At 44.4% G+C, this 11,713-nt stretch carries 11 protein-coding genes; 2 read left to right on the forward strand and 9 right to left on the reverse strand.

Translation table 11 applies throughout. From position 1 onward, the window contains the following. Positions 1 to 26: 26 nt before the first annotated feature. Both G438_RS0103780 and G438_RS0103785 read left to right on the forward strand, forming a co-directional pair. Entirely contained in the window at positions 27 to 1,265 is a 1,239-nt protein-coding gene (locus G438_RS0103780) for an ABC transporter permease (RefSeq protein WP_034285098.1), read from the forward strand. Further along, entirely contained in the window at positions 1,262 to 2,830 is a 1,569-nt protein-coding gene (locus G438_RS0103785) for an ATP-binding cassette domain-containing protein (protein ID WP_026460217.1), read from the forward strand. The genes G438_RS0103780 and G438_RS0103785 overlap by 4 nt, the downstream gene beginning before the upstream one ends. A gap of 4 nt (positions 2,831 to 2,834) precedes the next feature. Here G438_RS0103785 and pabB read toward each other — a convergent pair whose 3' ends face one another. The 9 genes from pabB to G438_RS11890 all read right to left on the reverse strand — a co-directional run bounded on the left by pabB (position 2,835) and on the right by G438_RS11890 (position 11,691). After that, positions 2,835 to 3,881, reverse strand: coding sequence for an aminodeoxychorismate synthase component I (gene pabB / locus G438_RS10630; protein WP_051259266.1), 1,047 nt, complete (start codon positions 3,879 to 3,881; stop codon positions 2,835 to 2,837). A gap of 53 nt (positions 3,882 to 3,934) precedes the next feature. Beyond that, positions 3,935 to 4,099, reverse strand: a complete 165-nt coding sequence (locus G438_RS0103795) for a transposon-encoded TnpW family protein (protein ID WP_026460218.1) — start codon at positions 4,097 to 4,099, stop codon at positions 3,935 to 3,937. A 104-nt stretch (positions 4,100 to 4,203) separates the two neighbouring features. Next, complete coding sequence (locus G438_RS0103800; RefSeq protein ID WP_240470972.1) at positions 4,204 to 4,605, reverse strand: nuclear transport factor 2 family protein; 402 nt, start codon at positions 4,603 to 4,605, stop codon at positions 4,204 to 4,206. Continuing rightward, the gene (locus G438_RS0103805; protein ID WP_026460220.1) at positions 4,583 to 5,002 is read right to left on the reverse strand and encodes a nuclear transport factor 2 family protein; all 420 of its coding nucleotides are present in this window, start codon (positions 5,000 to 5,002) and stop codon (positions 4,583 to 4,585) included. The genes G438_RS0103800 and G438_RS0103805 overlap by 23 nt, the downstream gene beginning before the upstream one ends. Before the next feature lie 62 nt (positions 5,003 to 5,064). Further along, positions 5,065 to 6,549 (reverse strand): MobQ family relaxase, encoded by a 1,485-nt coding sequence (gene mobQ, locus G438_RS0103810; protein ID WP_026460221.1) that lies wholly within the window; start codon positions 6,547 to 6,549, stop codon positions 5,065 to 5,067. A gap of 239 nt (positions 6,550 to 6,788) precedes the next feature. Then, positions 6,789 to 7,109, reverse strand: a complete 321-nt coding sequence (locus G438_RS0103815; RefSeq protein WP_026460222.1) for a DUF3847 domain-containing protein — start codon at positions 7,107 to 7,109, stop codon at positions 6,789 to 6,791. Positions 7,110 to 7,231: 122 nt separating this feature from the next. Then, positions 7,232 to 7,990 carry an alpha/beta fold hydrolase gene (locus tag G438_RS0103820; RefSeq protein ID WP_026460223.1) on the reverse strand — a complete coding sequence of 253 codons (759 nt, stop codon included), beginning with the start codon at positions 7,988 to 7,990 and terminating at the stop codon, positions 7,232 to 7,234. 59 nt (positions 7,991 to 8,049) lie between these two features. Further along, complete coding sequence (locus tag G438_RS0103825) at positions 8,050 to 9,720, reverse strand: recombinase family protein (RefSeq protein ID WP_026460224.1); 1,671 nt, start codon at positions 9,718 to 9,720, stop codon at positions 8,050 to 8,052. A gap of 42 nt (positions 9,721 to 9,762) precedes the next feature. After that, positions 9,763 to 11,691, reverse strand: coding sequence for a glutamine amidotransferase-related protein (locus tag G438_RS11890; RefSeq protein ID WP_051259267.1), 1,929 nt, complete (start codon positions 11,689 to 11,691; stop codon positions 9,763 to 9,765). Positions 11,692 to 11,713 lie beyond the last annotated feature (22 nt).

Consider the following 11,713-nt stretch of genomic DNA (forward strand, 5'->3'; position numbering starts at 1 on the left):
AGTGCTAAGGACTCCTCGTGAAAGCAATGATGATCAAAGAGTTCCGAGAACTCGCACGCGACCGCCGCACCCTGGCGTTACTCATCGCCATTCCGATTCTCCTCCTCATAGTCTTTGGCTACGCCGCCAACTTCAGCATTAACACCTCCCGCATCCTCGTCGTTGGTGAAGCCGCCACAGAAGTCTCCGCTGAAATTACCACACTGAGCGATAGCCTCGTCATGGAGGTTGACACCAGCTATTCAACCCTCAGTGAAACCGACGCCAAAGAACTGCTACGCGACAGCCGTTACGTCGCCCTTGTGGCTGCTACCAGTGCAGATACCGCAACGCCTCTCGCGTCACGCACTCACCTTTGGATTGACGGCAGCCAACTCTTCGCCGCCCAAGAAGTCAGCAGAACATGGATTGAAACTGTCACTTCAGATAACAAAACACGCCTCACACAGCTACAAACAGAGATCACCCAGGCACAAGAAGTGCTAACCTCACTTGCGCAGCACAACATGACACAAGGACAAAATGCCGCACAGCTTGGTGTCCTACAACCCACTCAAATCCAACTGCCAACACTGCCCGACCAAAGCGCACTGGATCTTACTGCCCTATCAATTGACCAACTCAGCACCACCATATTCAATCCCGACTTATCGACCTCTTGGATCATGATCCCTGGCCTTATCGGCCTCATCCTTACCTTCGTCGGCACAGTGGTCACCAGTATCGGACTCGTGCGGGAACGCGAAGCAGGCACTTTAGAACAACTCGCCGCAATGCCCCTATCCCCCGCCGCCATTATCGGAGGGAAAGTTGCCCCTTACCTCCTATTGGCGCTCGTTGATGCCGGTATTATCACGGGTGCTGGAGTGTGGATTTTTGGCGTCCCCTTTGAAGGAAATATTTTTCTCTTTATCGGCCTGATGATGCTATTCGTCACCGTCGTCTTGGGCGTCGGCATCCTTATTTCATCAGTATCAGAAAACACCGGGCAGGCAATTCAACTGGCGATTATGACGATGGTGCCCCAAATCCTTCTATCCGGGCTGATATTTCCACTTGAGGCGATGGCAACAGGGGTCCGCTGGATCGGCTACTGTCTGCCTTTAACGTGGTTCACCAAGGCTTCGCAAGGCATTATGCTCCGCGGAGCACAAAGTGACGATATTTGGATGTCACTAGTGATATTGGGTGCAATGGCCATCATCGTCTTTGGTATTGCAATCGCACGGATGGCACGCTCCCTCACGCACGGAGGTTCACGATGATTCGCGTCAACAACCTCACGATTCGCTACCGCAATACCGTGGCCCTCGCCAACGTGAACGTGACCTTTCCTCAGGGGAAGGTCACAGCACTCGTAGGTGGCGATGGTGCGGGGAAAAGTACGCTGTTACGGGAATTGGCTACACGCAGTGGACGCAAACGCCTCCACATTAAGGGGTTTTCCGAGGCGGAGGTAACGTATCTGCCCGACGGGCCGGGCGCGTGGCCAAATTTGTCTGTCGAAGAAAACCTTGAGTTCGTCGCCCAAACATACGGCTTACGTGACTATGCCGGTGCCGTCGACGATCTCATTGAGGCAGCTGACTTAGCGCAGGCACGCCACAGGATCGCTTCACGCCTGTCAGGCGGGATGCGTAAAAAACTTGCCACCACTATGGCATTGCTGCCACATCCACAGTTACTTCTCCTTGACGAGGCCACCACTGGTGTTGACCCACAAAGTCGCGAACGTATCACCACGATGGTGTGGGACGCTGCCCGTCAGGGCGCCACCGTCATTATTTCAACAACCTATCTGGACGAGGCCGAATACGCGGACCACGTGGTCTTCCTCAATAATGGAAAAGTCGTGGCGGCAGGTACCCCTACTGAGGTCATCGCCCTTACCCCTGGACATATCTGGACTAATCCTGTCGACACCGAAACCACAGTAATTCCGACCCTTAGGGCACATGATCATCTCTGGCAGCGTGGATCCGACCTTTACGAGTGGACCCCACATCCAGATACACCTCGCATTCTCAGCGAAGGACGCACCCTTACGCCTGACCTGGAACTTTCCTCTATTGCATTCCTTCTACGCGACGAAACGCTACCCCATAGACGCTCCCACGCCTCGCGCAGGCACCCTCCTTCGGCGATAGCCGCCGCGGTGGCACCAACTGCAGTGCGCCTCGACAATACCCCTGCTGACGATCACACCCCCCTTGTGACCTGTGAGAATGTTTCGAAGAGCTTCGGACGCACCCTGGCAGTCAACGGCGTTTCACTCAAGGTTCTCCCTGGGCAGGTTGTGGGACTCACTGGTGGGAACGGTGCAGGCAAAAGCACCCTGATCCGACTCATCCTGGGGCTTGAGCAGCCAGATAGCGGAAATATTGAACTTTGTGGCCAACAACCCGGCATACAGGCACGCACCCACGTAGGTTATGTGCCGCAATCACTTGGCTTATATCCCACATTAAGCGCAGCAGAAAATATCGCCTTCACTCAAGATGTGTTCTCAACAGCACATTTAAACCCTACGATACCCAAGGCGCATGTAGAATCACCTGCTTTCGATAATGCCACTGCCGTGGGACGACTGCCGTTGGGCGAGCGCCGACAAGTCGCAGTTACCTGCGCATTAAGCCACCCTGTCAGCCTCCTTATCCTTGATGAGCCCACTTCCGGTATGGATTCTTTGGAACGCGCACGCCTATGGAAACAAATCAGGGCAGCTGCCGCTCAGGGTGTCGGTGTCTTGGTCACCACGCACTATCAGTATGAGGCTCTCCAATGCGATATCGTGATCAGGATGTCAAATGGTGCTGTCGTTCGTTCCTAATCCGTTACTGGAGAATTGACGAGGCGATGGTACGTGCCTTGACCAGCGTTTCCTCCCATTCACACTCAGGTACTGACAGGTGTGTAATGGCGCCGCCTACCCCGAAGGTCGCTTGAGTGCGCTCCACCACGAGGGTGCGGATCACAATGCTGAGGTCAGCGGCTCCATTGGGGGAAAACCAGCCGATAGCACCCGAATAGATACCCCGTGGTCCACCTTCAAGGGTGTCAATGATTTCAAGGGTACGTATCTTTGGCGCGCCCGTCATTGACCCGCCAGGGAACGCGGCGCGCACACAGTCAATGGTCGAGGCGTCTGAGCGCAGGCGACCTGTCACGGTGCTGACAAGTTGGTGCACTGATGGATAGGATTCCACGTCAAATAGACAGGGGACCTGCACTGATCCTGGCTCACACACAATACTCAAATCATTGCGCAACAAATCAACGATCATGAGGTTTTCAGCGCGGTCTTTTTCGCTTTCCTTAAGGTCGCGACGCAAATCCTCGTCTTCCTGGGGATTGTGACTGCGTGGCCTCGTGCCTTTAATGGGAGTGGCCGCCACATGCCCGTCAGTATCTACGCTGAGGAAACGTTCAGGTGATGCGCTCAGCACCGAGTAGGTGCCGCAACGCAACAATGCTCCGAATGGGACGCGCGCCTGGGTACGGAGGCGCCGATAGGTTTCCAACGGATCGAGGCTGTGCGGATAGGTCACCATATTGGTCAAGCACACTTCGTAAGTTTGCCCGGCAGCGATGAGTTCTTTGCAGTGGTCAATAAGGCCAAGATAGGCCTGTCGGTTGTGGCGGAATGTGAATACCTGCTCTACCTGCTCATGTGGTGGGTAGGGCAGTGGTTTCGAGGGTGCTGGGGGCGCCGAGGCCAGGGCGGCTATCTTCTGCTCGGTTTCGTTACACCACTGTATTGTCGCTTGGTCAAGGTCTGGATCGTCACCGCCAGAGTGCAAAGCCATGAGGATACAGTCACCGCTGACGTGGTCAAAGACGACGGCCCGCTCAACGAAGGTGACATAAGCATCTGGCAGCACTGATGGGTTTGGGAAGATTTGTCAAGGACATAAACAAAATTTATTTGACAAATTTATATCTTCTCTGTTTCTCTCTTGATTAGCTTTAGTATTTTATCCTTGTATGTTTCGCCTGTGCCTTGCTTGAAATGTAGGTTTACAGTATATTTTGTCTTTCCAATATCCATAATTAACTGTTTATTAGGTGGTGCTTTTATTTCTCTTTTTTCTTCTTCCATAAGTCCTCCTTTCCATTTTTGACAATAAAAAAACAGCAAACCATTTTTGATTTACTGCTTTTGTGTTAGTTTTTATTAAATTGCTTGATTTGCAAAATTAAAATTTACCTAATGCGTTTCCCAATTTTCATTTTCTTACGCCATTCTGGTGCCAATCCATCATCAGACCAATATTCATCCATATCAACAATCAAATTATTTTCAAGATAGATAAAACTTACTACATGAAAAGACTCACTATTATCTGTTGGAAAAACTCGACAAGCTAAAATAATAGTATCTTCATTTTCTTCAATTCTCTCTATTTCTCCGTTCCAATTCCTCGGATATTCACAATTTGCCCTTATATACTCATCTAAGGTAAATAACTCATTTGTGCAATGCCATTTTATAACGGCATTTTTTTGAAAAAAATTCCTAAGTTCTTCTGCATTTTGTGATAAAACCGTTTTGAAAAATCTATCTATATCCATAGTAATCACCTTAAAACCAATTCGCTTTTTCATCTCTAAACAATGGTGTTTCACTCTCTTTGTAAGGATTGTAGTTATTACAATTACAGCCAAACTCTTTCAATACTTTTATCTTATTATCGGCTGTCCAAACAATCAAAGAGATACCGTCAAATTCTTCAACTTTCCCCTCATTCATTTTATTTTTGAAGTGCCATTCTACAATAGTTTGATTATCCTTATGAAAAAATTGCTTTATATCCCACGCAAGAACTGCTCCTCTTGTATTCCACTCGTTAAACCAGTGTTTTACTGTTTGTCGATTTTCATACTTAGGACACCAGCTCTCAATATAAATTACATCATCTGAAAAAATATCATCTATCCCTAAGTCTTGTTGAGCAAGCCACATATCAAACCATAAACGAATGATTTTCTCTCTTTCATCCATAAATTTAAGCACCTCCAAAAATCAAATATTTGTTTATTATTATACCATTTTTCAGCTCGGTTTTATAGTTCTAACTCGTTCTTCTTTACCTGTGTTAGTTCCTTTGACTTTTCCTGTAATCGCTCTATACAAGTCTTAACTTTTTCTGCCTGTTTAACTTCTTCTCGTATTTCTAATATTTGATTATATAGACTCTTTTTTTCTTTCTTCAAAGTATCAACTTCCGATTTCCATTTGCTAATGGCTAAGTTCTTGCTTTCTCCTAAATGTTCTTTCAGATATTTTTTCGCACTCTCAAATAAAATAATCTCTGCCGTATGCTCATTATAAAAATCTTCTTGCTTGCTTTTCTTCAACTTGACATAGGTTTTGTATGTGTCTTTATGTTTCAAATACTTTTCTGCTTGGTCGATAAGCTCTACTTTGTCATTGGTTTTCTTTTCGGTATCTTTGATAGCTCTTGTAGTCTTGTAGTTCTTATCTCTTAATGCTGATATACTTTCTTTTAATTCTGATAATGATGTAATATTTTTCTCTTTAAGAAATTGATAGCTTTCAATATATTTTTCTGAGTTTATATTACTGTTATCTGCATTTTCTTTTATGAGATGGGAGAGTATATCTGTTAAATTATTTTGTCTTGGCAGGGTGGTGGATTGTAAAGATATATCCTCTTGGTTCTCCGTTAGATTATCTTTGTTCTTGTTTGTTGTTAAACTTCTTATCCATCTCATTAAGGCTTTTATTCGTCTTGTAATTTCTCTTAATATCTTGTTTTGATGTCTGATTTCTCTGTTGATATTTCCTCTGTCGGTGACTATACCCTTCTTTTCCATTTGACTTGCTGATACACCTAAATGAATTGTCGGTATTTGTTCTATACCTTGTCTTTCATAGGAGCGATGGTCTACTTTTTCTTGTATGCTGTTTTCTTCAAGATACTTGTTTGTAATGTCTGCCCACGACTTTCGCCACTGTTCTGCTTTGTCTTGCTCATTCCAATCTACTGTATCTATTTTTCTTGTTTTGTAATTACCGTTTTTGAGTTTTACTTTTTCTCCGTTTTCATCAAGGATATATTCCTTTTTTGATTTTGCTCCCCATGTCTTATCTTCGTTTAGTGGTCGCATAGTTAGTAAGATATGAGCGTGTGGGTTTCCGTCATTTTTATCGTGTAATGCAATATCGGCACACATACCAACTTTCACAAAATTTTCTTTTACATATTCCCTTACAAGTTCTATCTGTTTTTCCCTATCTAATTCTTTGGGTAAAGCAATTTCGATTTCTCTTGCAAGCTGTGATTTTTTACTTTTTTCTATTTTCTCAACACTATTCCATAAGACAGAACGATTTACAAAATCCTGTGGTGCATTTTGCGGTAATAGGATTTCTGTATGTGCTATTCCGCCTTTTCTTGTAAAATCGTGGACTATTCCGTCATACTCATTTTTTATCATTTCGCCACTACGATAGGCAGAAGCTGCTACTGCACTTTTGCCTTTGCCTCTTGAGATAATTTTGATACTGAGATGATAGATTGCCATAAGAAAAAACCTCCTCTCTTTTCTGATGTGGGTATGGTGGCGATGGATAAGACTTACTAAAAAAATCGGATAGCTTTTATCCGATTTCTTTTGGGAAGTACACAAGGGGTAGGAAATTTATTTCCGTAGGGGAGTGTAGCTCCCCTGTATCAGCGTTAAGCTGATATGCTCTCTGCAAGAGCCTTCGGAGAACGCACACACCCTTTAGGGTGTATAAGTGCGCCCTTGTCAACAAGGGACTATTCCTCTGTTTCCATTACTCCCTCTTGTGTTTCTGTAATTTGATTTTCGCTTTGTCCTCGTTTCTCTATGATTTTTAAGATTTTTTGATTAACTGCTTCTTTGATATTTTGGAATGTGATTAGCTGATAAAATTCATCTTTGGTAAAATCCCTACTCTCGTTAAAGATACTTTCAAAAACTGCTCCTTTTTCATATATCCTTTTATCTCTCTTTTTTCTTTCTTCCTGTTTCTGCTGACTGATGAGTTTTCTTCTTTTGTTTTGTAACTGCTTAATTTCTTCTTCTGCCATTAAGATTTTTTCATCTATGTTTTTCATTTCTGTTTTCCTTTCTTCTGTTTTTGGACAAAGAAAAAACAGTAAACCTTTTTTGATTTACTGTTTCGTAAGTTGTTATATCATTGCTTGTATTTAATTGTTTTACTTCGACAAACTGGGAGTTATAAACACTGTTTTATAGCTTCTGCAAGACCTTCAGGATTTTCCCAAGCCATTGAATGACCAGCATTTGGAACAATTTCAATTTTCACACCATGTTCTTTTAGATTTTCAAAATCCGCATCAGGCAATGATTTCTCTCCAAAAATAAAATATTTAGGGAACTCAAATTTGTACAGAAGATGTCTCCATGATATTCTTCCTCCACTAACTGCATTTTTAGAAATTTCAAAAGCAGCTTTTGGCAACCAATTTCTTAAAGTAGCCACCCACATTGTATTTCCTGATTTCTCATACTCTGTCAACTTTCTCTCAAAAATCTTATTCAAATCACTTTCACTAAGATTAGCAATTTCAAAACTTGCAGAACCATAACTACTTGGATCTAAATTAGATTCACTAAGTATCAGAGTTTTAACTTTGTTTTTGAATAAATTACACAATTCTATTGCAATAGGACCACCTAAACTATGCCCAAATATGATAATTTTTTCTAGGTCAAGATCCTCAATGAATTCTTTTAAGTATTTAACATGTGAATCTATCGTATATTTAAAATGTAATGGCTTATCACTATAACCTGCACCCAATAAATCAATTAAAATTATTCGATGGCTAGATTTTAAAAGGGACGCTACTTCCACATAATCAAAGGAACCTGCGCATCCTAAGCCATGTATAAAAATAATAGGTGTCAATTCACCGTGGAAATCATTATAACGAATTTTATAATTTGTGCCTCTAATTATATATTCTCTCATCTTTATCCTCCACAAATTCAAATTTTTCTATCTCAATAATTAGTAATATTATACCATTTTTAAGCCATTTTTTCCATATCAGCTTTCTGTGGTACTTGACAGTTTCCTATAAAGTTAAAGTAAACATCAACTTGTTGTTTTCGGTCTTTGCCTTTTCTTCCTCCTGTTGCTTCATGAACTACAACTTTTTCTATATACTCATTTATCATCGGTACTGTAAGTTCTTCAATATCAGTATACTTCTCTATCATCTTTAAGAATTTATCGGTGTCAACTTTTCTCTGATGATAGCTTTCTATTTCTTGTTCAAAATACTGTATTTGCTTTTCTAAGTCTTGTTGCTCCGTATCATAGGTATTAAGTAGTCTGTCAAAATGTTTTACGGGAATTTTTCCAAGTGCGTGGTCTTCATATAGCTTTGTAATGAGGGTTGTTAGTTCTTCATTTCTTGATGACAGTTTTTCTAACTTTTCTTTATCTCCTTGATACTTTTCTTCTCGTTTTTCATCGGATAACTTGTTCATCACTTTTAGAAATTCTTGTTTATCTTCTTTTGCAAAATCTGTGATTTCTCTGATTGATTTTAGGAGAATTTCATTCACTGTTTTTACTTTGATATAGTGCATACTGCAAGTGCCTTTTCTGTGTCTGTAATGTTGACATACAAAAGAGTAATCACAATCATATTTCTTTTCTTTATGTTCTGCCGGCTCTCTGTAACTTAATTTACCTCCACAATCTGCACAGATTAAAAGTCCTGTAAATGGGTGTGAGGTTGTTCCGTATTTTGGACTTCTTCTTACTGTTTTTCTTAGCCTTTGAGCATTATTCCATGTTTCTTCATCAATGATGGCTTCATGGGTATTTTTGAAGATAATGAGTTCATCTTCTTTTGCCTTTCTTCTTTTCTTAGTTTTGTAATCAAGGCATATTGTTTTACCAAGTACAGTGTGTCCCATATATTCTCTTTTTTCTAAAATATAACCTACTGTGGTCGGTGTCCAAAAATATGGATCGGCTATTCCTCTTTTCTTGGAACTGTGGTTATTTTCTGGGTAATGTATTTCTGCATAGGCTGATGGTATAAGAACTTTATCCTTGGTTAGTATATCTGCTATCTGCGTTACTCCATATCCCTCTATTACAAGATGGTAAATGCGTTTTACGACCTTTGAACTCTCTTTATCGACAAGTAGCTCCTGTTTGTTCTTAGGGTTTCTATAATAGCCGTATGGAACGCTGGGTGATACTCTTTTACCCTCTTCCATTCTTGCTCTAAAGATGGATTGTATTTTTCTTGAGGTATCTCTTGCATACCATTCATTCATAATATTTAGAAATGGGGTAAAGTCGCTTTCTGCTTGTTTTTCGCTATCTATTCCGTTATTGATGGCGATAAACCTTACTCCCTTTTCTTTGAAAAGTATTTCGGTGTAAAAGCCTACTTTGAGGTAATCTCTGCCAAACCTACTCATATCTTTTACTATCACAGTAGATACTTTGTTTTCTTCTACTGCTTTTATCATCTTTTGAAATCCCTCTCTATCGAAGGTCGTTCCGCTTACTCCATCATCGGTATAGTGATAGATATTTACAAAACCGTTTCTTTTCGCATAGCTTTCAAGTAGCTGTTTTTGATTGGTGATGGAATTGCTTTCTCCTTGCATTTCGTCATCACGACTTAAACGCTCATAAAGGGCTGTTTGTCCTGTTCTTTTCATATTTGACATGAGAATTACCTCCTTTCCAAGTTCTTATTATTTTCTCTGTCCCTAAAAGGTTAATCCTTTCGGATCAGCTACCCCGCAGGTGTCGCCCTTGAGGCCATACCCCAGGTACCCGACGTATCCGAGCATAAATCCGTGGACAGATGATTCCTTCCGCAGCCTCCCATATGCGGCAAGGGTGGTGTGGATTAGCGTGAAAATATCTGCGGCGATCTTTTGGGTGCGCCCGTCGGAGGTTTCGCACAGGGTGTTGCCAGAGTCCGCCTGGTAGCGAAGCGTGTGGGCGTATTTGCCGTCGCAGCTTCCCATGATGCTTAGTTGGCAGCGCTGGTCGCCGCTATTGCTGTCGAGCCAAAAACTATGATGATCAGCGCCGTACAGGGCGCGAAATATTGTCTCGGGGTCATGTCCCAGACCAAGGTGGCGACGTTCAATGCGCCACGTGCGTGTGGGAGCAGGAATATGCGGGAGCACGGGCTGCGGCTCACAGCCAGCAGCCTCTGCCAGGGCACTTTCGTGGTCCTGACTGCATTCACTCGCCTGGGCGGTGTCATCCCCCTGGGCGCCTTCCCGGTCTTGACCGCCAATGCGCTGTTCAGAGGGAAAACCTTGCTCGCAATGCCAAGCAAGCTGGGTACCTGCATGAGGTGGTTCACTAGCCAAACTATGAGTCGTTGGCATGGACAGAAAATTTCTGAGGATAGTGGCACCGTATTCAGTGAGGATCGACTCTGGGTGGAATTGCACGCCCCACAGCGGTCGCTCACGGTGACGAAAGGCCATTACCACGCCATCATCAGACACCGCACTCATCTGCAGCACTGATGGAAGTGAGGTCGCAGCAAGCGAGTGATAACGCACGACCTGAAAGTCCTTTGGCACACCCTCAAATAATCCCTCGCCTTGATGACGTACCGTTGAGCGGCGACCATGCATTGGCTGTGGCGCTCGTTCAATCCGCGCACCGCATATGTGGGCAATCAATTGATGTCCCAGGCACACGCCCAGTATGGGGACCGTTGCTACTTCTAATATCTGCGCGCAGATACCCACATCGGCGCCCTCTTCAGGACTGCCGGGACCGGGAGAAAAAATAATGTGGGTGTACCGGTCAAGGTCAATATCGTCCAGTTCAGTGTCATTACGCACGACGTGCGGTTCTTTTCCGGTGCATGCTGCCACTAGGTGGGCAAGGTTGTAGGTGAAAGAATCGTAATTATCGACCAGCAGCACCCGACACCGCTCCAGCATGGGTGTAATGCCTATTTCCCGCAGCGTTGAAATAGCAACCTCTTTGGCGCGCAACGCTGTGCGAAAATCCTCAGCAATACCAGCGTGACGAACTGGCATGGCATCCCACGCGGTAACGACGCGAATCCCATGAAGTGACGACAGGCACCACACTTCATCGGCGGAGGCAACCTCACAAGGACTTGCACCTCGGACAACAACCTGGATACCTTTTTCGCGGGCAATTTCGGTCACGAGTTCCTCGGTGACGCTGGGCATCCGACCATCGCGGGGCGCAAGGACAAGTGTGCCGTCAACCCAATGCACAATGGCACTAAAGGCACCTTCGCGTACCACCCCATCTGCACCCAGCAGCACCGCCTCGTTGGCGCCGTGGGACTGTGCCTGCTCACGCAAGCTTTTTTGGATGGGGAAATCTGGCCCCTTGAAATGTGGCAGCGTCCGAGGGTCAACGTTGGGATACGTCCACAAGGTTGCGGTGTCGTCGAGCGCTGTTGGCGACATGAAACGCAGGTCGTAACTCACGTACCCATCGCAGGCGGTAACAAGCGGGAAAGCCCACCGGTCCTGTGCAGCGATCTCGCCAAGTATCGCCTGGTAGGTAGCGCGAAGCGTCACCTCAGGCAGTGCAGCACTTGTTGCGAGGCGGCGAATGTGTCGATCAAGGCCAGCGACTCGTCCCTGTCTTACCAGGAAGGAATCGTGAAAAACGTGCTTAGTCACCGCACGCCCTAGCGCATTTCAT

The sequence above is a fragment of the Schaalia suimastitidis DSM 15538 genome, assembly GCF_000429105.1.
Classification (GTDB): Bacteria; Actinomycetota; Actinomycetes; order Actinomycetales; family Actinomycetaceae; genus Pauljensenia; species Pauljensenia suimastitidis.

What these genes read in the sequence shown, in the direction of transcription:
- G438_RS0103780 (WP_034285098.1), top strand. Translation starts at nt 27, where the DNA reads ATGATGATCAAAGAGTTCCGAGAACTCGCACGCGACCGCCGCACCCTG.
- G438_RS0103785 (WP_026460217.1), top strand. Translation starts at nt 1,262, where the DNA reads ATGATTCGCGTCAACAACCTCACGATTCGCTACCGCAATACCGTGGCC.
- G438_RS0103795 (WP_026460218.1), bottom strand. Translation starts at nt 4,099, where the DNA reads ATGGAAGAAGAAAAAAGAGAAATAAAAGCACCACCTAATAAACAGTTA.
- G438_RS0103815 (WP_026460222.1), bottom strand. Translation starts at nt 7,109, where the DNA reads ATGAAAAACATAGATGAAAAAATCTTAATGGCAGAAGAAGAAATTAAG.
- G438_RS0103805 (WP_026460220.1), bottom strand. Translation starts at nt 5,002, where the DNA reads ATGGATGAAAGAGAGAAAATCATTCGTTTATGGTTTGATATGTGGCTT.
- G438_RS0103820 (WP_026460223.1), bottom strand. Translation starts at nt 7,990, where the DNA reads ATGAGAGAATATATAATTAGAGGCACAAATTATAAAATTCGTTATAAT.
- G438_RS0103825 (WP_026460224.1), bottom strand. Translation starts at nt 9,720, where the DNA reads ATGTCAAATATGAAAAGAACAGGACAAACAGCCCTTTATGAGCGTTTA.
- G438_RS0103800 (WP_240470972.1), bottom strand. Translation starts at nt 4,605, where the DNA reads ATGAAAAAGCGAATTGGTTTTAAGGTGATTACTATGGATATAGATAGA.
- mobQ (WP_026460221.1), bottom strand. Translation starts at nt 6,549, where the DNA reads ATGGCAATCTATCATCTCAGTATCAAAATTATCTCAAGAGGCAAAGGC.